Source organism: Spirochaetia bacterium (genome assembly GCA_022482625.1).
Taxonomy (GTDB): Bacteria; Spirochaetota; Spirochaetia; order Sphaerochaetales; family Sphaerochaetaceae; genus Pleomorphochaeta.
On the sequence record JAKVOU010000001.1, the window covers coordinates 2,629,832 to 2,654,195 of the forward strand.

The 24,364-nt window shown below is 39.4% G+C and carries 24 protein-coding genes; 8 read left to right on the forward strand and 16 right to left on the reverse strand.

The genetic code is table 11. The annotated features are described in order from the left end of the window. Positions 1-8: 8 nt before the first annotated feature. From LKE40_11940 to LKE40_11985, 10 genes are all read right to left on the reverse strand, one after another. Positions 9-263: a transposase gene (locus LKE40_11940; GenBank protein ID MCH3918140.1), complete on the reverse strand. Its 255-nt coding sequence runs from the start codon at positions 261-263 to the stop codon at positions 9-11. After that, a complete protein-coding gene (locus tag LKE40_11945) occupies positions 260-451 on the reverse strand; it encodes a hypothetical protein (GenBank protein MCH3918141.1) in 192 nt (63 codons plus the stop codon). The genes LKE40_11940 and LKE40_11945 overlap by 4 nt, the downstream gene beginning before the upstream one ends. Positions 452-830: 379 nt before the next feature. Then, positions 831-1,724 (reverse strand): MurR/RpiR family transcriptional regulator, encoded by an 894-nt coding sequence (locus tag LKE40_11950; protein ID MCH3918142.1) that lies wholly within the window; start codon positions 1,722-1,724, stop codon positions 831-833. Between the two features lie 907 nt (positions 1,725-2,631). After that, on the reverse strand, positions 2,632-4,071 hold the full coding sequence (locus tag LKE40_11955; protein ID MCH3918143.1) for a hydroxyacid dehydrogenase: 1,440 nt from the start codon (positions 4,069-4,071) through the stop codon (positions 2,632-2,634). Positions 4,072-4,088: 17 nt separating this feature from the next. Beyond that, positions 4,089-4,997 (reverse strand): 2-hydroxy-3-oxopropionate reductase, encoded by a 909-nt coding sequence (garR, locus tag LKE40_11960; GenBank protein ID MCH3918144.1) that lies wholly within the window; start codon positions 4,995-4,997, stop codon positions 4,089-4,091. Positions 4,998-5,007: 10 nt separating this feature from the next. Further along, on the reverse strand, positions 5,008-5,589 hold the full coding sequence (locus tag LKE40_11965; protein ID MCH3918145.1) for a carbohydrate ABC transporter permease: 582 nt from the start codon (positions 5,587-5,589) through the stop codon (positions 5,008-5,010). A gap of 273 nt (positions 5,590-5,862) precedes the next feature. After that, a complete protein-coding gene (locus tag LKE40_11970; GenBank protein ID MCH3918146.1) occupies positions 5,863-6,723 on the reverse strand; it encodes a sugar ABC transporter permease in 861 nt (286 codons plus the stop codon). A 65-nt stretch (positions 6,724-6,788) separates the two neighbouring features. Next, entirely contained in the window at positions 6,789-8,099 is a 1,311-nt protein-coding gene (locus LKE40_11975) for a sugar ABC transporter substrate-binding protein (protein ID MCH3918147.1), read from the reverse strand. A 25-nt stretch (positions 8,100-8,124) separates the two neighbouring features. Further along, positions 8,125-9,048, reverse strand: coding sequence for a nucleoside hydrolase (locus tag LKE40_11980; protein MCH3918148.1), 924 nt, complete (start codon positions 9,046-9,048; stop codon positions 8,125-8,127). 120 nt (positions 9,049-9,168) lie between these two features. Then, complete coding sequence (locus LKE40_11985) at positions 9,169-10,011, reverse strand: class II fructose-bisphosphate aldolase (protein ID MCH3918149.1); 843 nt, start codon at positions 10,009-10,011, stop codon at positions 9,169-9,171. Between the two features lie 683 nt (positions 10,012-10,694). Between LKE40_11985 and LKE40_11990 the strand changes: the two genes are divergently transcribed. From LKE40_11990 to LKE40_12005, 4 genes are all read left to right on the forward strand, one after another. After that, positions 10,695-12,059 carry an AAA family ATPase gene (locus LKE40_11990; protein ID MCH3918150.1) on the forward strand — a complete coding sequence of 455 codons (1,365 nt, stop codon included), beginning with the start codon at positions 10,695-10,697 and terminating at the stop codon, positions 12,057-12,059. Further along, positions 12,043-12,693, forward strand: coding sequence for an RloB family protein (locus LKE40_11995; GenBank protein ID MCH3918151.1), 651 nt, complete (start codon positions 12,043-12,045; stop codon positions 12,691-12,693). Before LKE40_11990 ends, LKE40_11995 begins: the two co-directional genes overlap by 17 nt. 403 nt (positions 12,694-13,096) lie before the next feature. Further along, a complete protein-coding gene (locus LKE40_12000; protein ID MCH3918152.1) occupies positions 13,097-13,240 on the forward strand; it encodes a hypothetical protein in 144 nt (47 codons plus the stop codon). A gap of 273 nt (positions 13,241-13,513) precedes the next feature. Beyond that, positions 13,514-13,744 (forward strand): hypothetical protein, encoded by a 231-nt coding sequence (locus LKE40_12005; protein MCH3918153.1) that lies wholly within the window; start codon positions 13,514-13,516, stop codon positions 13,742-13,744. 129 nt (positions 13,745-13,873) lie between these two features. Here LKE40_12005 and LKE40_12010 read toward each other — a convergent pair whose 3' ends face one another. Together LKE40_12010 and LKE40_12015 are read right to left on the reverse strand one after the other, a co-directional pair. Beyond that, the gene (locus LKE40_12010; protein MCH3918154.1) at positions 13,874-14,509 is read right to left on the reverse strand and encodes a hypothetical protein; all 636 of its coding nucleotides are present in this window, start codon (positions 14,507-14,509) and stop codon (positions 13,874-13,876) included. Positions 14,510-14,846: 337 nt separating this feature from the next. Beyond that, on the reverse strand, positions 14,847-15,488 hold the full coding sequence (locus LKE40_12015; protein ID MCH3918155.1) for a hypothetical protein: 642 nt from the start codon (positions 15,486-15,488) through the stop codon (positions 14,847-14,849). Positions 15,489-16,109: 621 nt separating this feature from the next. Between LKE40_12015 and LKE40_12020 the strand changes: the two genes are divergently transcribed. After that, entirely contained in the window at positions 16,110-16,394 is a 285-nt protein-coding gene (locus tag LKE40_12020) for a hypothetical protein (protein MCH3918156.1), read from the forward strand. Positions 16,395-16,788: 394 nt separating this feature from the next. After that, entirely contained in the window at positions 16,789-16,929 is a 141-nt protein-coding gene (locus LKE40_12025) for a hypothetical protein (GenBank protein MCH3918157.1), read from the forward strand. 249 nt (positions 16,930-17,178) lie between these two features. Here the strand turns inward: LKE40_12025 and LKE40_12030 are convergent, their stop codons facing one another. Together LKE40_12030 and LKE40_12035 are read right to left on the reverse strand one after the other, a co-directional pair. Continuing rightward, a complete protein-coding gene (locus tag LKE40_12030; protein MCH3918158.1) occupies positions 17,179-17,820 on the reverse strand; it encodes a hypothetical protein in 642 nt (213 codons plus the stop codon). A 960-nt stretch (positions 17,821-18,780) separates the two neighbouring features. Continuing rightward, positions 18,781-19,422 (reverse strand): hypothetical protein, encoded by a 642-nt coding sequence (locus tag LKE40_12035; GenBank protein ID MCH3918159.1) that lies wholly within the window; start codon positions 19,420-19,422, stop codon positions 18,781-18,783. A gap of 518 nt (positions 19,423-19,940) precedes the next feature. Here LKE40_12035 and LKE40_12040 point away from each other — a divergent pair. Beyond that, complete coding sequence (locus LKE40_12040; GenBank protein MCH3918160.1) at positions 19,941-20,480, forward strand: hypothetical protein; 540 nt, start codon at positions 19,941-19,943, stop codon at positions 20,478-20,480. A 145-nt stretch (positions 20,481-20,625) separates the two neighbouring features. Beyond that, positions 20,626-20,886: a hypothetical protein gene (locus tag LKE40_12045; GenBank protein MCH3918161.1), complete on the forward strand. Its 261-nt coding sequence runs from the start codon at positions 20,626-20,628 to the stop codon at positions 20,884-20,886. Between the two features lie 89 nt (positions 20,887-20,975). Here the strand turns inward: LKE40_12045 and LKE40_12050 are convergent, their stop codons facing one another. Together LKE40_12050 and LKE40_12055 are read right to left on the reverse strand one after the other, a co-directional pair. After that, positions 20,976-22,697: a VWA domain-containing protein gene (locus tag LKE40_12050; protein ID MCH3918162.1), complete on the reverse strand. Its 1,722-nt coding sequence runs from the start codon at positions 22,695-22,697 to the stop codon at positions 20,976-20,978. Further along, positions 22,687-24,231, reverse strand: coding sequence for an AAA family ATPase (locus LKE40_12055; protein ID MCH3918163.1), 1,545 nt, complete (start codon positions 24,229-24,231; stop codon positions 22,687-22,689). The genes LKE40_12050 and LKE40_12055 overlap by 11 nt, the downstream gene beginning before the upstream one ends. Between the last annotated feature and the right edge of the window lie 133 nt (positions 24,232-24,364).

The following is a 24,364-nucleotide window of genomic DNA, read 5'->3' on the forward strand; positions in this document are numbered from 1 at the left end:
TTATATTTTTAATTCCAACGCTTCCTTGCTGGCATCCTCAGTATCAGGAACTTGTCCCCACAGTCAGAAAACGCCCTTATGATTTTCTTTGATGCATATCCGGCATCAAGGGTGAGGGAACCGACGCTGATGCACAGGCTTGACTCCACGTCTTCCACGATGCCCATCACCGTGCTCACGTCAAGCAGGTTTCCCGGGATGATGTCGAACCATACCGGAAGGGAAGGGAGCCGTGTGTCCAGTACCAGGACAAGCCCCATCATGCAGGCGCTCCCATGTACCCCGTGGTTGCAGCATCAAGGAATATTATCTTCCTCAGCACTTCCATTGAAATCTGCCTGGAATGATATTTTGCTTTGCGGACGTATGCGACGTCCTTGATCGAAGCCGAACCGGATATGAAATTGCCTGCGGCATCGCAACAAGTCTTCTGAGTTTTGATAAAAGCCATGTCCGTCTCTTAAGTAGTCCCTTATATCACTACATGATATACAGCGCATGACAACTTACATCAATAATTCAAAAGAAAATATTCAAACTATTTGGAATGTAGTACTACAAAATCATTCATCTAAGAATTATCTCATGGCTATCTGGGAAATATGATGGATATGTCCCTTAAGTCTTTCATAAGCTCATTGTGACTGTCCAGAATAATTTCCGGAACTTGGCTATAGTGACGTTGCTTATCACCGGTTTTTTCTTTGATAAGAAGTTTCTGCTGAACTTTAAAGCGGTATTCGCACTACAACTTAAAAACAAACAGTCACTGACAGGATCAATGATCATGAAAAGATTGGGATTTTGAGAAAAGCAACAATTATACTATTTCAAACCTTTTTTACCAATGAATTGCCTTTCATCGGGTTTATTGCCTGCCGGGACATTTCAATTTCTTTTTCTCCTTTTTCTCCCATTGACAGACATGTTTTTACAAACAATATATCAAGAATAACAAGTTGCACTAACCTTGAAACCAAGGCATCAGTATAATAGGGCATATCGTTTTTGACACTGAATAGGGCAATATCTGCAATTTGAACTAGCTTGGAATGTAGATAGCTTGTAATGGCAATGACCGTACAGCCGTTTTCCTTTGCATTTTTTGCACATTCAACTACTTCCATGCTTGCTCCCGTATGAGAAATCAAGATCAAGACATCTTTTTTACCCAAGTGAGAAGAACGGATGATGGCAAAATGGGAATTGCTTTCATAACTTGAATGCAATCCCAGTCGCATGAATTTATGATGACCATCCATTGCAATGGCACTTGAACCACCAGATCCATAGAACAAGATTTGATTGGCATGTAAAATTTTATCAGCTGCTTTTTCCAAATCTTCGGGTGCAACAAATTTTTCTATATCACAGATAGCTGAAGTAGCAGAATGAATTACTTTCTTGCGAATCAACGCAATGGAATCATTAGGCGTGATGTTACCATAACCATCTTTCAACAGTATGTTATTTTCATTTTCTGAGGTCTTTTCTGAAGCTTCTTGTACCAGTTCCAATCGAAATGTCTGATAAGATGAATAATCCAGCTTGTTGATGAATCGAATGACAGTTGTCTCACTTAGATTACATTCATGAGCAACTTCACTTATCGATAATCTCATCGCACTTTCTTTGTTAGCAAGAAAGAAATCTGCAATACGTTTCTGTTGGACGGAAAGTATGCTGTATCGATATTTCATTTTTTCAAACGGTCCCATTTCCATATATTACTCCTCTTCCAATATATATCGTTCATATCATTTCATCAGACGTGCCAAGGATGAGAAACATTATCAAAAGAATAAGTAAAACAAGAGAACCAAAAGTTGCTGTTCACTTATCTTAATCAAATCAATATGCAATGTTATTCAATACGAAGCAAAGATTTATCCTAACATGGTAGTCAAAATCCATACTACTTGGTCTTATTGTTGATGTTATTCCAAATCTGACAAGGTAAATCCACATAAAGAATACTGATAATGGAATCAAGCTCATGACGTTTGAAGCAATGGAGGATGACACTATATAGGATAATTGCTATACCAGATTTGATTATAGAAAATGTTTTACTTAAGTACCTCCCATAATGATACTTGGCAATAAAAGAATCAGTAAGGTTTTTTCAATGTTACAGGCAATCCTTCTTTTTGTGGGATTTGCTTCTGCTTGGTAATTATTTCTTTTCGCAGTAAAATAATTATATATCATAAGGTACCTCCCATCAAGATTACCATTATAGACTCAAAGCCAGAATGAGAATCATATCTGATTCATTTTCAATTCATCAATGATACATTGTGAAAAACCTACTTACCTTCTTAATATCCCACCGGTATCTATTATTCAGTCTGTATGAAGAAAAATCTTGATACCGATGAAAATTTTCTGACATAATACAGTAGCAAAGCATAAAGAAAATTTTGCAAAGCTTTGATTTATTTGTATGCTACTCAAATATAACATAGAAATCTGAAAGTTCCTGAATAAGACAAAAGTTCCGCAAGAAGCAACATTCCCGTAATTCTGGTTGTGTATATAAAGCAACAACAATAATACAGCAGTTTAGGAAATGAGAACTGCTTTTCGATATTGCTTTCAGTTCCAGAGAACTTGACTATATGCAATGGATCATGATGTATAAATCAATTTTTCATAGCACTCTTTCAGCGTTGCGGCCTCTCCTACATTACCAGGAAAGATTACATAGGGAATGGATGGGAATTTGCTTTCTTGTCCCAATTGCCAAACAGGAATGCCCGGACAGATTTGGCCAAGAACTTTTGCACGTTTTACATGCAAAGCCTTTATTCCTATGTCACTTGAAGTGATTCCTCCTTTTGCAATAATGAACGAAGGCGTGACAGTCAAAAGCTGCACAAGCGATTGTACACCATCGCTGATTTTGACAGACCGGATCAATGCCGATTCTTTTGAGTCATCTGGCAAAGATAACAAAGTTCTCTCTGTAAAACAAACTGCGGTCTTGCCAGAACGGATAGTTTTTTCTTCTAGTTTGACACAGCGTTCGATTTCTTTCATAAAAGCAATTTTACCTTCTAAAACAAGGCTGGATTCAAACTTAATTGGTACTACATTTTTTGCAGTTAGAAGCAAATTCAATTGATCGGTTGATTTTTTCGTATGGCTTCCAACTACAATCAGGCCGCCATTTCTTAGATCTGGGTTTACTAGTTGCTTTCTTTCAAGCAGAGGCATCTGGGATATCCCTGCAATAGCGGCGACAAATCCTGCAGCTGTCCTGAACATATAATGTCTACCTGCCTGCATTGCACGATAGAGTGCAATACAAAATACCTTGACATCACAATAATCGAATGCATTCACACAGATCTTATTAAAATCAGTTACTTGCAGCAATTGTTCTTTGATTCCATCAAATTGACGCTTTCTTAATGATTCTAATGATATGCATGTTACATCCTTGGCCTTATATTTCCCTTTTGTTTTTTCTTCTACATACTCTGGAATACTGGAGTGCAAATACCCAAAAGTCTTGTCTTTTGCAAATTCAGTATCTGCTGCAGGAATGAGCATCGGCCCTTGTTTTACATAATGAATGTCGTCAATGGTATATCTACCACCTTCCTTGAAGAATGGGCAGAGTACTTCGCCATCAACATGAATACCAAGTTGTTCTTCCAAACCTTTTTTCAGAATTTCTGTCTCCAAAGGATAATGTCCTCTGAGCGTGGAATCACTTCGGGAAATAAAAGTAAAATTATATCCGGTTTCCTTGGATGCTGCGATAGCTGAAGAAACTATTTCCTTATGTATTTTTTCTGTTTCTTCAGCAGTCATACCACGACTATTGGTAAGCACATAAAACACATTGCTTTTTTCGTTCAAACCTTTGCAAAGAGATTCAAAAGACCAATCGGTATATACGTTGACATCATGGACTGTCTGCACTCCTGTAGGATCATCATCCAGCACAATGAATTTCATCTTACTTTTTGCTCTTTCATCAGCTAGGATCTGGTCTAAGGACCTTTCATCAGAGAGAGGAGGATACTTTTTCAAAATCTTATCATATTGAATGGTGCTCATCTTGATTTCCCTTATTTTCAATCAATATCAGATTTCACGACGACACCGGCAAGGTTCTCGAAATACTGTACGATTCCGGCATGATCGTCATTCATATGTCCGCTGACCTTCAGGGCTTGCATGATCTCAAACAATTGGGCAGTCAATGGGATAGGAACATCAATAGCATGGGCCGTATTGACAGCGTTCTTGATGTCTTTATGGTTGATGCTGATTTTCCCCCCAGGAGCGAAATTCCTTTTGCACATCATTGGGGCTTTTGCATCCAATACTGCACTTCCTGCCAATCCTCCTCTGATGGCATGATACACCTTCATAGGATCTGCCCCAGCTTTGACAGCCATGGTCATTGCTTCCGAAACGGCTGCGATACCTAGATTGACAATGATCTGGTTTGCCAATTTGGTGGTACTGCCGCTGCCGCTTGGACCGATAAGCACGTTACTTTTTCCCATAATAGAGAAATATGGAACCATTTTTGCATAATCAGATTCATCTCCTCCACACATAATTGCAAGCGAACCCGCTATTGCACCAGGTTCACCTCCGCTTACTGGAGCATCTACAAATCCGACTCCTTTCTTTTTTAACTTTTCATAACAGGATTTACTTTCGTTCGGTGTGACACTGGACATGTCACAGACAAGTTTCCCGGCTTGCAGGGATGATGCAACCCCGTCAGGAGCAAACAAGACATCCTGTACAATTCCTCCATTTGGGAGAATTGTAATAACAACATCACATTCTTGTCCTATCTGGACATAACTTCCGGATTCTGCTCCTAAAGATGTCAATTCAGCCACTGCTGCAGTATTCAGATCAGATACTAGCAAGGAGATTCCTGCCTTAAGCAGATTTTTTGCCATGGGTTTTCCCATGATTCCTAAACCAATGAAACCGACTTTTGTAAACTTTTTTTCTTCCATTTTTTATTCCTTATCCTTTTATGCTACCGGCAGTAACACCTTCGATGTAATACTTTTGCAATGGTAAAAACAGTGCAATGGGAATACCTGCAGAAATAATTGTCGCTGCATAGATATATGTCCACTGGACAGAGTATTCACCGACAAACTCACTGATAGCAATTTGAATTGTTCTTATTTCTTTACTTCTGGCGACCAATAAAGGCCACAGATAAGAATTCCATTGTGTCATGAAAATCATCAAACCTGAAGTAACAAAGATTGGAATTGAAATTGGAATGATGATTTTGAAAAAAATCGTGGGCCATTTTGCACCATCGACCATTGCCGCTTCCACTAGGCTTACAGGCAAATCCTTGAAGAACTGAATAAACAAGAAGGTGACCAGTCCGTCTGCTACCGCAGGAAGAATCATACCGGAGTATGTGTCTATAAGATTCATTTTATTTGCAATTGCATATAGAGGAATTGCAATTGCTTCAAAAGGAACCATGAAGGAAACCATTATTATCAAATAGAATAAATTACGTCCTTTAAAATCAAAACATGTATATGCAAAGCCTGCAAGTGAACATAAAAGACAACCAAGCAATATAGAGGCTACTGTGACTATCACTGTATTGAGGATAGGTCGGTAGAAATGGTATTCACTGAAAATATTTATGAAATTTTCCGATACAATCTTCGAGGGAATCAGAGATTTCATAGTGAAAGGGAACATGTGCTGGAATAAATCATTCTGTGTTCTCAATGAGGCTGAAAGGCAAAACAAAAGAGGAAAGAGAGCAAAAATAGCCATCAGCACAAGAACTATATATAGGAAGGACTTTTGGGTTCTTTTCTTTATTTTTTTACTGATCATATCTTAGGCTTCCTTTTCTTTCACTGCAGTTTGTTGGATGAAATACAATACAATGATAATTAATAGGAGAATCGTGACAATACAGGATTCCCTCTGTTGATTTGAATATTTGAATGCAGATTTATATGCTTCATACATAAGCAAATCAGTGCTTCCTTGCGGTCCCCCTCCTGTTGCAATCTGCACAGGTGCGAATAACAGGAAATTTGCTGTTGTATTTGCAATGATTACAAAGAAAAATGTGTTTTTTAGCAAAGGGATTATAATTGTAAACAATGTTCTGAAATAACCTGCTCCGTCTATGGCTGCGGCTTCTTTGATTTCTGAATTGATTCCTTTTAGACCGGCAAGAAAAAACATCATCCAGTAAGCACATCCACGCCAAGAACAAATTAAGATAATAGAAAGCAACGCCCATCTTTTATCGATGAGGAATCCAATTCGTCCGATTCCAAATATACCAAGGAGACTATTTATGATACCGTTGTTAAAATTCAGCATTGTTTCCCATAGCACGGTCGATATGGTTATGGAGACACAAAACGGCAGATAGAGCATGGTACGGAATATTTCAATTCCTCGTACTCTGGAATTTACAAGCAGAGCCATGACGAATGCAATGATAATCTGCAGTGGAATGGTAATGAGATTGAATTTTAAAGTTACCCATAAAGAATTCCAGAATGTCTTGTCTACAAAGAGAAGCTGATAGTTTTCCAAAGTAAAGCCACTACCTTGCCTTCTCAGAAAACTTTGGACAAGACAATTTGCAATCGGGGCGATTTTAAAAATACAAATCAGAAGGAAAACGGGAAGGACCATAATATATGGTAGCCAAGAGTTCTTGATGTTAATTCTTTGCATAAATTGTCCTTTATTTGCACAAAGACGATAACAGCTGTTATCGTCTTTGTAAGATCTGATAGCCCTTACTTATAAGAAGCAACAGAAAGATTGAATTGTTCTACGGCATCCTGCAGTGTGGATTTTACATCAGCTCCGTTCCTTACATCTTCCCACGCTTGGTTCAGGATATTGGAATATTCTCCAAACATGGGGGTAACAGCGCGTGCAACAGCTGTGTGGGCTGCTTCATAGGCTGCAATCGTCAAGTACGGTACATTGCCATTCATCATTTCCTGCTGTTTGTCCAATCTGCTTGGAACATCTCCATTGATCTTCAACCACATGTCGTTTCCTTCTCCCAATGTGAAGAACTTTACGAATTTGGCAGCAGCATCCTTATTCTTTGATTGGCTGTTGACGCCAAAGTACCAACTGCCAGTGGACGTAGCGGCTTTGTCTTCATACCCTTTGAAACAAGGAGCATAGGTGCAACCGATATGTACATCTTTTGAAGTGTTTTTCTGAGTCCATGTGCCGCCGATCATGAAAATCATCTTACCAGCATAGAATTGCTGGGTAAGTTGATCTGCATCATAACCGCGGGAAGCAATACCGTCTTTTACAAGATTCTGATACCAAGTCATTGCATCAATCCAAGGTTTCGTGTTCACAACTCCATCGAGCGTAAGGCCATTGTCACTGATGTTTTTTCCGCCCATTGAGTTCGGAAGCATATTCATTTGATAAACACGGCTTACTTGTTGGAAATCAAAACCAATTATTCCCTTGGAACCAGTTGGGTCAAGCTTTGCAAGGGCTTTTTTCGCCATCTCAGCAATTTGCTCATATGTCAGGCGGTTATCAGGTCCATTCTCAGGGATTGTGATTCCTGCTTCATCAAGAAGGTCCTTGTTATACCAAAGCAGTTGGGAAGAAGTATTTTCTGGAGCTGCATACATTGTGCCGTTCCAAACGCTTGCAGCGTAGGATGCGGAATCCCACTTGGCCTTTTCATCTGCAGAGAAATACTTGTCAAGAGGTTCGAGATAACCACTGGAACCATATTTTGCAACATACGTGACGTCAACGCTCATGACATCAAAATCCGAAGCCTTTGCCGCACATTTGGTTTCAAGTACATCGAACAGGTCATTGAAGGAATAGAATTCAGAATCGACTTTATAGCCTGTTTCTTCTTCGAATTTCTCCAAAATCGGTTTTGTTTTTCCTTCCCATCCACTAGCACCAGTCCCTTGGGAAATCCATTTGATGGTAATGTTGTCATTTGAATTTGATTCTGTTGCAGCAGAAGAACTTGCTTCATGTGTACCATTTGCAAACAGACTTCCGAAAGTAATAGCAATAACCATTAATGTTACCAATAGCTTTTTCATAAAATTTTCCTCCGTTTGATTTTATTTAGTTTGCTAATTTTCTAAACAATTCTTCAAATAAGTTGTCTCGCTTGATATTGAACACGTAACGGATTTGATGACGCGTACAATCAAATCCCCATTTGTCGTCATATTCAGGAATAGGACTGGTAATAAGACAGTCATCCATATAATCTCCGTCCAGTAGCCATGCGACCGCAGTGACATCCCAAATTGCTCTGGACCATGTTGGTCTCCCATAGGTAAGTAGGGCTTCTTTTTCAGTGACATCAACAAGATAATCACAAAGTTTATTTTTCCCTTTCAGGTGGTAGTTCAATTCTGGACCTGTCGTCCTGAAAGAAGAAACTACGCCAAGGCATGGGAGCATTATCAAAGGTACTCCACAGCCGAAAATAATCCTTGCACCAGCTATATCTTGGAACAAATTGAATTCTCTGTTAGTGGGCCAGTGGAGTGCATTGCCGCCTAACCAAACTACAACGATGTGGTTGATGATTTCTGGGTTGATTAGAATTGCAGAAGCAACATTTGTTATTGCTGCGATTGCAATGACATATAATGGATTTTCTTCAGAGTAATCCATGGCTCGCCTTGCAAGATCTTCAGCCGCAGGAGAATATATTGGGGTATTTTCATTGGAAAGGTAGTTTTCAGAACCTTTGAACGTGATCTTTTTTAAATCGTCTCGTTCCAGCAAAGTAAGGATATTGAAAATCTCATCAAAGCTTTTCTGCATCCCTTCAGCTGGTGTAGCTGCTTTTTTATTGGAAAAAGGAGCAGCATACAAGGCTTTGAGATTCAATTTGTCACTGGACTTCACTAAAAAAGACAATGCATACTGATCATCAATTTCGTTATATGTATCAGTATCAAGTACCACATCAACTTTTCCTTTTGGTTTTTTCAATTTCTGTAGACGTTGTGCTTCATTGACCTCTACTTTCATAAACACTTGACTCCTTTGTATTTTTATTGGAATTGGTTGGCTTGTTTGCTACGACTTTTCCAATTCAGTTTTTGAAGACCAAAGTCCTATACGGGTTTCTCCATGGACGAAATAAATCTCTTATGCATTTTGAAATATGCGGATGTATGAACCCACAACATCAGCAACTACTTTGATTGCTGTAGCAGACAGGGATGAATAATGTATATCCGGATCCTTTTCAAGCATGTCTTTTATTTGCTTTGTAACGGATCTTGAAATTTCTGTGTTGACGTTGATTTTGGAAATTCCTGATTGGATACAATGTGATATTTCTGCAGCGGATACTCCAGAACCGCCATGTAGGACCAAAGGGAAATCAGACAGCTGTGTATGTATGTCACTAAGTATATCAAAACGAATATTTTGTTTTCCTCTATGTAGCCCATGCACTGTGCCGATGGAAACAGCCAAGGCGTCAACATTTGTCCTCTCGACAAATGCTTGTGCCTGTCCAGGGTCTGTATAGAGTTCTTTGTTTGATAATTCCCGTTCATTTGTACCCATACCTGTTGCTAAAGAACCAAGTTCGGCTTCTACTTGAACACCTTTTGCATGGGCAAGTGCAACAATTTCTTTTGTATTCGCTATATTTTCTTCAAATGGTAATAATGAACCATCATACATAACAGAAGAAAATCCAGTATTGATGGCTTTTTCAATAGTTTCTTTATTTTTACAGTGGTCCAAATGCAATGCCACAGGAAAGGGAACGGTCGTTGCCATTTCTGAAACCAATATGTACAGATCATCGATGTCCATGTAAGGAATGTTGCTTCCAAAGGCAATGATAATTGGAGAAGCTTGTTCGTTGGCTGCTAAAAAACAACCTTTTATTGTTTCATAATTGTAAACATTGAAAGCACCTATTGCATAGGTCTTTTTTACAGCATCCGACAAAACATCTGACAATGATACTAACATAATATTCTCTTTCACGTAGTTATTTTTTTACCGTAAATTATTAACTTAGGTATTTATTTACTAAATTGTATATCAGTTTCGTTTTTTGTCAAGAAAAATATTGATTGTAGTAAAAAATGAGTTTTGTTGCTTTTGTAGCAAAATTCTAAAATAAAAATTTGGATATATCGATAATCAGTATGTTAGTAAATGTCATTAAATGGTTAATGATAAAGATTTGATTACTTTGTTGGGGTTTTTGCAAAGCGTAGAATTGCTTGGACAAATATCCAAGGCCGGTGCATATCTATACAAAAATATGTCTGCATATTTAGAAGTGACTGCACACAGATACTGTATTGTCTTCTGAGATTTTATGGATATAGGAGAGCGCTTGCACTATCAGATAGTTTGGAGAATTTTGATCTGGAGGTGGTTAATAATGACATATCTATGGGGCAACTGGAAGAACATATATGTTGCATCAGAAAAATCGGAAGGGATAGCAATTGTAACTATTTTAGATTAGTTTAATTCTGGTATTTTGAAAGTGAAATATCAAATCTCAGAATAATAGAAAGGTTAATGTTTGTTTTATGGATTTTGTACTATGAGTCTGTATACGTGATTGTATTGCTTATATAGTCGATATGTTGGGGTATATTGACTTGAAATTTAAAAGTATGCGTGATACTATCACGTATATGTTAATACGTTTTAGATTAAACAACATATATTCCTTCGGAAAAGAGAAAGAATTTGCTATGATATCTGCACCGAGGTTTTCAAGACTGAATAAGCACAAATATCATGCTGGAAGCCTCGAAATACTAAAGCTCTCTGCATTTTACGGAGCAAATGGTGCAGGTAAATCCAATCTTGTAAAAGCACTTGATTTTTTTAAGTCAATCGTGGTGACAGGCAAACTTCCTAGTTCTCTTGCCCTTCGACGCCTCAGGTTTTTCCATGAGTCCACTACTCCTACTTTGCTTGGTGTTGAATTTGTTACAGAAGGTATACCTTATCTTTACGCATTGGAAATTGGTGAACAAAATATTCTAAAAGAAGAATTCTATGTTTCGGGACTGAATGAAAAAGAAGATAAACTTATATTTGAGCGTACGACGAATCAAGATGGAACAGCAACCTTGAAATTTGCTGATTCAAAATGGAAACTTAAAGAAAATAAGATGCTTCAGAAAATCATAGAACAGAATCTGCTAAAACAAAATATAATAGCATTGAAGGTATTGGCAGAATTGGAAAACCCATCCAAAAAAGAAACTAACCAAGCATATGATTGGTTCAGAAAGAAACTTGTAATTCTTACTCCTTCAAGTGTCCCTTCGCTCCTTGTGCAAAAACTTGATATAGATAAGGAATTTCGTACTTTTGCAGAAGGTATTATTTGTTCCTATGGAGTTGGAATAAAAAAGTTAAAAACTGAAAAGAAAAATATTAAGGATTTTTTTGGGGATGACAATCCTGCTTCAATGGAGAGTGTTCTTAATAAAATGGATGAGAACCAAAATTCAGCTTTTGAGTTCAGGAATCCAGAGGGAGAAACTTTTGATGTTGTCCGTGAAAACGGCGCCGTTGTCGTCAAACAATTGAAAACTATGCATACCAGAGAAAATGGGCAAGCTGTTTTATTCGATCTTGGAGAAGAATCCGAAGGATCGAGGAGGCTGCTTGATTTTCTTCCTGCATTTACAGATGTGATAGCTTCGGATACAACATGCATCATTGATGAAATTGAGAGGAGCATTCATCCTCTTCTGATAAAAGAAATCATTAAGAAATTTTCATTTGATGATACGACAAAAGGTCAATTGGTATTCACCACCCATGAGTCAAATCTTCTTGACCAAGAAATCTTGCGGCAAGATGAAATCTGGTTTGTGGAAAAGGATTCTTTTGGGGACAGCGATTTATATTCTCTTTGTGATTTTAAGGAACACAATACCAAAGACATCAGAAAGGGCTACCTTGAAGGACGATATGGAGCTATTCCGTTTCTTGCGAATCTGAGAGATCTCAACTGGGACAAATATGATTTTCAGAAATAGATTATACCAAAGGAAACCACCAGATAGAGATGCTACACTTGTCATTATCTATTGTGAGGGAAGCAAAAGAGAACCCCAGTATTTTACTTTTTTCAAAGGGTTCAGTTCAAGAATTAACCTTGAGATTGTTCCCGCTGATTCCCAAGGTAATAACTCACCTCTTGGTTTATACCAACAAGCATTCCTTGATATTTTAGATGGTACCCAACGACCTTTGAAGTATGATGTAAGCGATGATGACTGCGTATGGTTTGTCATTGATACGGATACCTGGGGAGAATCCATCGCGAAATTAAGAAAGGCGTGTGCACCTTACAAAAACTGGTATGTAGCGCAAAGCAATTCCTGTTTTGAAGTATGGTTGTATTATCACTTTTCTTCGGAGCCAGCAAAAGATATTATGCAAGACAGTACAGGATGGAAACATGTTGTCGATGCAAAGGTCCCTGGCGGTTTTGACAGCCGAAAACATCCTCTTCTCTTAGCAGATGCCATTGATCATGCAAAGCAAAACTTTATAAAAACAGATACAGGAGAGGTATGTTACGGTTCTACAGAAGTGTATCAATTGGGAGAACAGATATACCCGTTGGTGTCATCTGTGCTTGAGAAAGTAATGGAAGGTACTAAATAAACAGTTTCATGACAATACGGAACAGCAACATCAAAATACTGTTAGGGAGTTACCTGATATTAGTACTAAAATTTGGTCTTTTAAATAATGTTTTTGGCTCATTTACTTTTTTGGGGGAGGGTAAGCATACAGGGAATTGAAAAATGAGAGGAATTCCTTGTATTGTTCGGTTATCTACAACCACAAGAAAAGGAACCCTCTCATGAATGACTATATCAGAATACCTTCTGGATTGGAAGGGTTTTCCAATGCCGGGACCAAAGCCGTCCAGACAGCCACCAGACTTCAGAAGTTGAAATTCAGCAAATAACCAGGAAAATCAAACAATAGGAACGCCAGATGAAGAATCCGGCTTGTTTTTCCGTTTGCCCGGCATGGGTGTTATCTAGACGGTGAAAGTCCGTTGCAGGTTGCGATGCAGGAGGAAGAAAACAGACCTGAACTGCTAGCCAGAGGCAAGGGCGTACCAGCGATGGTGGGTCTGAAGGAAGCCCGAGGCAGGAGTGTAAATGAAGTGGCTGCATGGGATGAAAGACAACATTCTTAACCGGGGAGGTCTTCGGGGCGACCCAGGCTGCAATGATGCCGTTTGACGGTCGCAGACAAACGAACCCGAAGAAGTCGGCAGAGGCCATAGTAGTGCAGGGAGAGTGCACGAAGGGCCGAACAATCAGATCTTTCCGAAGGAGGAAAGGCCATCATGCAGAAGACAGACACCTTGAGAGGGGCTTAGCCACGGCATGGGGGAGGAATACCATGAGGGAAGGAAATCCGCCAATGCCTATGGAAGCAATGGAAGAAGCCTGGGAGGAGGGAGGAGATGCTGAAGAAGCCCTGTCTGCCTCAGGACAGGTGGAAGCTGAACGACTTCCATGCCTATTCCAGCAACAGGCACTGGTATTTCAGCAAGGCAGTGCTCAATGCATTCATTCCGAAATCGGCGATAATCCAAGAGTACGGATTGCTTGACATCGAAGCCTATTACAGGCAAGCCAAGCGTATGCCAGGAGAATGGAGACAGACAGACGTGTACGTGAAAGTCGCCAGCTAACGCTGGGATTCGGATCTGATTGAACCGCCGTATACCAGACCGGTACGTACGGTGGTGTGAGAGGAAAGGTTCTCCGGTTATCCGGAGAACCCGACCTACTCGATTGTTTTACCTGATGACAAGTTGCTGCTACTTGAAAATCACAGAAGAGTTTTTTGCAACCGAAGGATAACGGGCATATGCTACCAGCAGATGGACGGGGTCGGTCGTGCTTCCATGGTTGTCCGTGGCAAACAGGTCAATCAAATCATTGTCCAGATAGGTAAGGGCTTTTTGCCGTGTGATGGCATCAGCATCGCATTGGAAGAGTACTCCCATGGCTTTGAGTTTCTTTGTCAGCGCACTGTCCCATGTAAGCCAAGGGTATTGCTCGATATGTGCGATGATGACTCCATATCCTTTCTTGATGACTGCTTCAATTTTTGTAATCAGGTTGGCAGGGACTGCCAGTATAGGGAATTCCACGAGGTAATAATGACCTAAGATCGGAATACCTGTGATTTCCTTTTCCGTGTCCTTGAGGAAGATTTCTGAACCCAGTAAGCAGGTTAAGCCGAAGCTTCTTGCAAGTTGCCTGCACTGGTCATACGTCTCCCGTATGTTCGTTACGTCAGTGTGTATGTATGGGTTGAACAGATGCGGCGTAACGACTAGTGTCGAAATATGGCATTGGGCGTACCTTGAGAATATCTGAGGCAATTTCCTGTAAGTACGTAATCCTCCGTCAATATTAGGTAATAAATGTGTATGAATATCCGCGTACATGATTATGTAGTAACTTATTTTTTTGCGATTTAAAAGAGTTGTCCGTGAAATAATTGGTTAGAGCTAAAGATATTTAATATTTGATTCAGATATAATATGTTTAAATGCTACTATTATGCGTTATAGAAGATATTAAAATAATATTTATTTATAAGTATGAATACGATTATATTATGTTATTGAGTCAAATATATAAATTTGAACCTTGTTGTAGCTATCGATATGATGAGGTGAAAAAGTTCAAGATTATCATGTATATTCATGGCAAGGGTTCAGTTTGTCAAGACAAGGATATTTAGCTGAAAAAGAAAATATCCTTGTTGTCAGATACTATGTATTAAAGGAAGATGGCTGCTGCTTTTTTCGCTACGGAAGGATACCTGGCATAAGCCAGTATCAATTTGTCTGGAGCATCGGCGGTTTTTCCATGGTGATTGGTAGCAAAGACATCGATCAAATCTCTGTCAAGATACGTGCGTGCTTTTTGCAATGTGATGTTTGCTGCGTCACATTGGAAAAGAATGCCACGGGCTTGTAGTTCTTTGAAGATTTTCGAATCCCAAGTTATCCATGAATAACGTTCAATGTGGGCTATGATGATTTCGTATCCCATTCCCAGTGCCTTGTCAAATTTTTGGAGAAAATCATTGCTTGGTGGTGCCATGGCTGGAAGTTCGATGAGATAGTAACGACCATCAATTGGAATTCCTTCGATATCAAGTTCACTGTCCCTGAGGAATATTTCGGAGCCCAAATAGCAATGGATTCCAAAAGTTTCTGCAAGTTGCCTGCAAGACGTATAGGTATCATAGATACTAGGTATCTGCGTATGGACATACGGATTGAACAGGTGGGGAGTGAATACTACCGAGGAAACGTTGCATGCTGCGTATTCAGAAAGAATCTGTAATAGGCGTTTCTTATTCTGCAGTCCGTCATCAATGCCGGGTAGCAGGTGTGTGTGTATATCTGTGTACATGATTTGATTATATGGCATTAATATTTATTAATGATACTAAAATTTTGTATTACCACAAACATTTTCTATATTTTAATCAAAATTATTATAGCTTTTAATTTTTTATGATTATAAATATCTTAGGTGCCTTATTCCTTATGTGATATAGATAAGGAATCTGTATTGCTAATCTATATATTGATTGAATATATATTATATGAGTTACAGTCATATTTAATATGATGAACAGTGTCATGATATTTGAAAATATCATTAGGGGGAAATATGACTTATGGTCTTGTATAATAAAATTGATTTGCGAAAATAATAAAACAACATTTCAGAATGGCAAAATGAAATCCTTTTGAGAAAATTCTGCTATAACTTGCATGGAAAAATGTTTTAGGGGAAAATTCTTCCTGATCTTTTGAATTACTGAAGGATATTGGCTATAGGCCAATACTAACTTTTTCAAAACATCAATAGTTTGCCCGTGATCTTAGATTCTTACAACTCATAAAGAGGACGAAGGGTCGAATTCAAGCTTGAAGTAGATGTCCTTCTGTTCCTCCATGACCTCTTAACCAACGGATACTCATGTGGAAATCGACACTTTCATCGAGGTGAAAAAGGAGCATCTTGATGCGGGATCCCCTGAGGTTCTACTCTTTGCAAACCAAAATCCAAGCAAGGAGGAACGAGGAGTTGCTCAAGATGCCCATAATTGAGAGTATACGGAAATTGAAAATGGATGGCTATACGCCGACGGAGATTGCACGGAGCCTGGACATCAACAGAGGGACCGTCTACAAGTACCAGGACAGGACGGACTACGATATCGGCATCGATGAGGTGAAGATGATTTTCAGGCCTGAAGTAATGTCCAGTTCCTTGTCGATACAGTCAAACAGGTACGTGGTACCGTAGAAAGATATTTTGGGAAATACCTCAGCAGTCGGTTCAACAACTGACTTGTTTCTGTACCTGCCATCGGTCGGGAGGATTTCACTGGTAACATCGTTGACAAGTTTGATACCTCCCCCTCTCCCCGTCTGTTCTTGGACTGTTTGAATTCCTTGACCCAGTACGACTTGGATTAATACGCATAGGTTATTCCTGACCTTTTATTCTTCTGATGGGCAATTTCCATATCTGCTTTCTGCATTATGTATTGTAGCACATAACGATGTCCAAGATAATAGGAATTGACAAGTAATATGCATCAAGAAAAGGAAATATGTCGAATTCGATACCTGATTATCGTTAGGTGTTTTGGGAGAGTAGGTTGAAAAGAGAATAAAGACCTTTAGCTGGCCGGATGATGGCTTCTATAGATGTCTATGATGCCTCGATAAGTACCCGTCCGTCCAAGCGCATATTCTCTCATAAGGAAGCAAATAATCTGATTATTGAAGGAACCAGGGCCCATTTTATCTTCGTGTTACTGAATGAATTTCTATAAATATAGAATAAGATAAAAGAAATTGCAGAGAAGCATCGACCATCGGGTGAACAGATCATGTATTACTGATGAAACTTGAGGGCCTTCTTGTTGTTTCCGTTTTTCTGTCCATGGCTATGATTATAAATTGAAGAGTTCACGGAGGAAGGAATTAAAATTCAGACTTCCTGAAAACATTATGGAATAAGTCATAGACTGGTGCCATGCAGCAGACAGGAAGTCATAATTTACCTCCAAATATAATAAAGATTAAAAAAATAGATTGGCTGCCTTCTGTGCTACAGAAGGATACTGTGCATAAGCTGATATCAGTTTGTCAGGGTTGTCAGTGGGTTTCCCATGATGGTTGGTGGCAAAGATATCAATCAGGTCTCTTTCAAGATACGTACGGGCTTTTGGCAATGTGATATTTGCTGCATCACACTGAAAAAGAACTCCACGTGCCTGTAAATCTTTGAAGAGTTTTGAGTCCCAGGTCAACCAAGGATAGCGTTCAACATGGGATATGATAATTCCATAACCCATGTTCAGTACCTTGTTAATTTTTGGGAAAAAATTACTACCTGGTGGTGCTACAACCGGAAATTCGATGAGGTAATAGCGACCGTAAATGGGGATTCCTTCGATATCAGCTTCAGTGTCCCTGATGAATATTTCGGAGCCCAAATAGCACTGGATTCCAAAAGATTCTGCAAGTTCTTTACAAGACATATACATACTATAGATGTTGGTCAAATTAGTATGGATGTCTGGATTGAACAAGTGGGGAGTGAATACTACCGAGGAAACGTTGCATGCTGCATATTCAGAAAAAATCTGAAATAAGCGTTCTTTGTTCTGCAACCCGTTATCAATTTCGGGCAACAGATGGGTGTGTATATCTATGTACATAATCTTATTATATAACAATATTGATTTGTAGAAAGATTTTTATTTGGAAAAAAACCATATATTTTTTGTGCATGCATCAACATTATTATATATAAATATGTTTTCTTATAAATAATCTTAGCTTTCTTATTTCTCTTTATTTTACAGATAATATCACTATAATTTAATGAGTTATACAAAATAAAATAGATATAATAAAAGTTACAATTATATAATATTTAATATTGAATGTTGTTTTTTAATAACTTATTTAAAGAGTATAGATAATTTATTTTGCACTTTTACATTGATGGTAATAATGTGAATTTACAATGAAATCGGGGAATACCAATAACATAAATACTATTTTCGAAGTTTTTATGTTTCTTGTAGTAAATCTGTACAGATAGGTTTAAAAAATATATGAAGCTATGTTTAACGTATGATAAGTGTTGGTATGATATTAGTACTATTGGCAGAGATATCAACTTCCTTTTTGTCGTTTGTCCATGAATAAGACATCCTGCATATAGATTATTATTGTACAGTATTTAAAATCAATCACTATAAGAAATTAATATTGTAAAAAGAAAATATAAGTCCAGTGTTGATTGTTATAATCGGGAACTGTAAATAATATTAGGGCAATGCTCAGAAATAATATAGAGAATATCAGGGTTATCGAAAACTGTATGTATCGATGAATAAGGTATAGCTTGCTTATCATAGCCTGTTTCTAGTACTGTGTTGGGTGATAGATAAATCCTGTATTCATAATCACTGCTATTAGAATATAAGTTGACAGTTGGAATCAATTGACCCGACTTTATCACAGAAACTCTTTGGTATCATGTTGGGTGTAATATCGGAAGGATTAATGTAGACAGGTCACCTATACAGTGTGTATTATGGCACAAAAATCTACGCTAGTTTGTATAAGGAAGGGTGCTAGCTTTTGTTATGATGTGTATGTGCAAATTTTCAGATAAAAAGCTTTTCTGCTTTTTCTGCTACAGATGGGTAACGGTTATATGCTAGTACCAATTTGTCTGGTGCATCGATGGTTTTTCCATGGTTGTTGGTAGCAAAGATATCAATTAAATCTCTTTCCAGATAGGCCTTGGCCTTTTGTAAAGTAATATTATCTGCATCACATTGGAAAATCACACTGCGATTCTGCAATTCCTGGAAGATTCTTGAATCCCAACTTAGCCAAGCATAACGTTCAATGTGAGCTATTATGATGTCATAGCCCATTTGTTGAGCCCTTTCAATCTTTTTCAGGAAACTATTACTTGGCGGTGTCATAGCTGGAAATTCAATGAGATAGAAGCGGCCATCAATCGGGATTCCTTCAATGACAAATTCTGTATCCTTGATAAATATTTCAGATCCCAAATAACAGCGGATCCCAAAAGTTTCGGCAAGTTCCCTGCAAAACGCATATGTACTGAAGATGTTAGGTATGTCCGTATAAATATATGGGTTGAAAAGGTGAGGAGTGAACACTATAGAAGAAATGCCACATGTTGCATATTCAGAAAAAATCTGAAACAAAGATTTTTTGTTCCGCAATCCATCATCGATGTTGGGGAGCAGGTGTGTGTGTATATCAGCATACATATTTTGGATTATATAATGGTACTATTTATTATGATACATTTTTTTTGTTATACCACAAATACTTTTTATGTTAGCATCAATATTGTTGCATTCTGTGCTTTTTTTTTGACAATTTTACTCATTTTATTATTTATTATACTGATAAAAATAATTATTATATAAATTAATTATATAGCTAGTTATTAGTTTGTTCTTATTTTGTTTGGTCCAGCTGATTATTGTTGCCATATAATTGGCCAATTTATTAGAATCTATACTCATTAATTTGTTTTTATATATGTAATACTTAATTATTTGTATTTCATTGAATCTGGAGACTGACTGGATATTGATGAGATTGATTACTTGCTTGATATTTGTCAGTTTGCCTAGAATCTGTGTTCTTTGCCTTGAATGACAGGATATATCTATTTTTTCATGGATGATATTGAGCTACAGGTACTAATTATATTGCTTGGTTAAGTTGTGCTACGAGGTATGTATGGATATGCTTTCAGAAATGAGAGTTGTTAGGTTTGGTGGCCTTTTCACTGGTAGCCGAAAACATACAAGTCGGTGGTATGCTGACTTACCGTGGTACCCAGTCTCTTTTTTCGATTGATGTACGTAAGGATTTTGGTAAGTTTTCAGTTGGTCTAACACCAGGTTTCGCTGCTTTTATTATTTCAAAACCAGAGATTTCTATGGATTCTGCGGAACAGACAGTAGACCTGACAGGAAATCTGAATTGTCTTTCTTTTGAAGCTGGCGTGTATTATAATTGGCTTGAGCAGACTAATATGAAGGCTTATAGTGGTGTCAGCTATCTTTTTGGTTCCGATATATATGATGGCACTGATGCTGATGTTTCATTTCCTTTGCTGAATATCAAGATTATAGTGCTTGGTGCTGATTTAATGCTTCCTGAGTATGATAACTTGATTTTGTCAGGAAGTATCGGCGGTGAAATACATTGGCTGGCTTCTTCTTCTGTTGAAGTTGATGATTACCATAAGGCGAAGCTGAATTCTTCTTTGTTCAATACATTTGGAGAAATCGCCGCAAGGATTGCCTTTTAAAGAAAATAAACCACCTTAGGGCTGTGTAATCCAAAATATCTTGAGATAAAATCAATAATGTGTAGTCGGAATCCTTGGTATAATTTGTGTCAAGGATTCCATTTGGTTTGCCCGGCATGGGTGTTGTACAGACAGTGAAAGTCCGTTGCAGGTTGCGATGCAGGAGGAAGGAAACAAACCTGAACTGCTAGCCGGAGGCAAGGGCGTACCAGCGACGGTGGGTCTGAAGGCAGCCCGAGGCAAAGTCCCGAGCCAACGGACAGAAATTTCATACAAGGCAAGCCTGCCGGATAAATCTGCCAAACAAGACGAAGTCCGATCGCGAGGCAGGAGTGCAGATGAAGTGGCTGCATGGGAAGAAAGGCAACAAACATTCTTAACCGGGGAGGTCTTCGGGGCGACCTAGGCTGCAATGATGCCGTTTGATGTAGACAAACGGACCCGAAGAAGTCAGCAGAGGCCATATTTGTTTACGTAAGCTACTTGTATGGGCAATTATAGTTTTACATGAGCCCAGGCATCGGAGACTTTTTCGATGGTAGCCTGTGCTTGTTCCCTTTTGCCTTGCTGTGCAACGACTTTCTGCAATGTAGGATCATAATACCAATGGGCATCGAAGCTGGAGAGTACTTCAGGATTCCATTTTTCTCCTATGCACAGGGAATAGAACCGAGTGCCTTTTTCTTTTTGTGCTGCCATTTTTGCTTTGAGTCTGGAAACAAGATCATCCATCAGGAAATCGGAGATGACAAGCACATCTGCTGAAGACCATTTTTCTTCTTCAAGCTTATCCATGACCTCTTCGAGGGCGGGGTTGAGATCTGTGCCTCCTTCAAAGGTCTGTCTGAGGAAGGCAGCTAGCCGTATCGGATCATAATGGTCGAGTTCCAATTGTGTGATATCGACGGAATAGAAGATCAGATAACAGCTTCGCTGTGCCTGCAATGCCAGTTTTGCCAACGCTAAGGTAATCATTTTGGAAATGGTTTCAGCTGTGCCTACCATGGAGCCGCTGGTATCTACCAGCAGCATGATAGGTCCCCGTTTCTTGGCTTTTGCAACAGTGACTTCTTCTGTAATGGTATGCTTCCGTTCAATGAAGAGTGTGTTCTGGTAGCGGAAGGAGAGCAGTTGCTTTTCAAGCAATCTCTTGTCAAACAGTTTCTTTGTGGCAGGGCTGCATCGATAGAGCAGTTCTGTAGGAATCAATGAAGACAGGTCGTTTGATTGTCCTATGCCGCTGATCTGGCCTTTGCTGGTTGGTTTTTCATAAGGAATAAGGTCCGTAACCGTTCTGTGCTGGATTTCTTTGACCAAGCTGATATCTTCCTTGCTTGTCCTGCCTAGCAGGTCAAGCAACTGTCTGATGGAAGCATCATGCTCAAGAAGCTTTTGATAGTATGCAATGACCTTGAAATCCGATGTCTTTTTTGCTGCCCTGCGATGATCCCATAACCCCTTGAAAAGTTGCTTTCTACCTTGTTCCTTTCTTGTCTTTTTCATTTCCTTGAGTGTATTGGTAAGGAAATGATCTTGACTTGTTGCAAGCTGTCTTTCAAGGTAGGTTTGCTTTCTTCTTTGGAAATTTTCCCTTAGATCTTCCTTGAGCCGTCTTGTGAGTACTTCCTTGTCAATTTGTCCGGCCGCAACCATACGCCGGTAAAAATCAAAGTCAACAGTACTTTTGGAAACAAGGGATGACGTCGTTGATGGCAGGGTTTGGTAGTAGGTTTGTTTCTCAGGGAGGAAGGACAGCACGGCTGTGCTGTCCTGGAGCTCAAGAGAAGCGATAAAGAGTTCTTCTTGTTTGAACAGGTCAGTTTTAGTTGCTGCTTGCAGCCATTTCAATACAGTTTCTACCAGTTTGTCTGCCGTAGTGACTGCAGGCTTCAATTTGCCTGCAAGGTAATGGCAGCTCTGGCTGAGGCTGTCAGAAGGGAAGGGCATGGGCTGTGATGTATCGGTAAACAGATCTTCCAGTGCCGTGATAAGCTGGAAACGGCTGCAGAGGTCTGGCTGGGCTCCTTGGAGTTCAAATTTTCTTGCCAGTACATTGTCTGAGATGTGCTGCTTCAGCTGCTCGGCAATATAGTCCTTGATTTGGCTGGTTGCTGCAGCCAGGGGAGGATCAAGATCTAACTGTTCGCATAGTTGTGCTGGTGGAGTATCTGGAAGCTTTAAATATGCTTCAAGCAGTTTTCTTCGTTCAGCTTGCATAACCTGACCTGATCTGTTCCAGCTGAAGCTTGCAGCCTTCAAGCTTTTTGTCTTCTGCTTCGATGGCAGAAGTAAGGTAAGCATAGGATTCTTTGCTGGTAAAGAAGTTCGGTTCCAGTTTGAGTTTGCGACATTGCTGCTGGGCTTCATTCAATGCAGCCTGCAGCGGTCGGTAGAAGCTGGTATCAAGTCTTTCTGTCAATTGCTGTAACTCTGCTTTGTCTGCAAAGAGACTTCGCTTCTTTGCATCCTGATGTAGTTTTTCCTTGGTTGCAACGGTAAACATAGCTGTTGTCCCGTCAGAAAAAACAGCTTTGACGTTTCCACCTATATCATCATACCTAAGCTGTTTTACGTCCATGTAGGTCCTGATACCGTAGGTCACTGAGCTGAGCTTTCGTTTCTTGTGGTCATATGTGCCTGTAGATGAAAGGAAGCTGGCTTTCTTAAGCAGACGATGATCTGTCGTATTGCCGATGATCCTGTAGCAGTCTTCATTTCCTATGCGGACCAGGATTGGATCTTTTCTTGTATCCCCCATGCAAGTTTTCTTTACCTTTGTCTGATAAGTTTCAAGTTCTTCTGCAAACTGTCTGGTGCCGAGCAAGGTTTCTTTGATGCAGGAGGCTACCAAGCTGAAGGACTGTTCCAGTTGTTTTCTGGTTGACCAGATGCAGTACTGGATCAGGAAACAATCCAAGAGGTCAACTTCTTTCCTTCCGTTGAGGAAGGCACTGGTACGTAGCAGATGGATGATCTTCTTCCATCTGCGGTCAGAGACATAGTAATCTGCAGCTTCGCTGTCTTTTTCGCTTTGGATGATCAACTGTTTCCTGATAGCTGTAATAGTATTGCGTACCGGTTGCGGCAAGATGATGCTGTCAGCTTCTTTGTGCCAGGCTTCAAGTTCTTCGACACTGAGTCTTGCTTGTGTGATGATGCAGGTATCAGGGATCATCTGGTCACCTGTCTGGGTAACCAGTGCAAAGAACCCTGTCTCGTCTTCTATCGGCTTGACTTGGAGTCTGACGAGGAACCTGTCCCAGAGTGCTTCCAGTCCTTTTCCTTCTGCAGGAAGTTCGTTGGAGGCAGCAACAATGAAGAGAAGTGGAACCTGCTCAACTTGATTGCCGTTGTTGTACTTTTTTTCGTTGATGATGGAGAGCAGTGTATTCTGGATGGCAGGCCCTGCCTTCCAGATTTCATCAAGGAAGGCTACGGTAGCTGTGGGTAGATAGCCGTCGGTAAGTCTCTTGTACTCATCTCTTTCGAGGCCTTTGAGTGAAATAGGGCCGAAGAGATCCTCTGGGGTACTGAATTGGTTCATCAGATATTCGAAGTAAGCCGTATGGTCTGTAAAGATGGTACTGAGTCTTCTGCTGATCATGCTTTTTGCTGTTCCAGGGGGGCCGTAGAAGAATAGACTTTCTCCTGCTATGGCACAAAGCAAGGAAAGTGTCACAGCTTCTTTTCTTTCTACCAAGCCTTCGTCCAAATATGAAATGAGTGTATGTATCCGCTGGTGCAATTCCATAGTAAATCCCTTTTATGGGCATGGTATCACATCAAGGGAAAAGGAGAAACCTCATGACTGTCTGCAAAGCAAACCGGTACACCATGAAAATGTGTATATAGTTTGTATATATTGTGTATTTTTCTTTGACTTG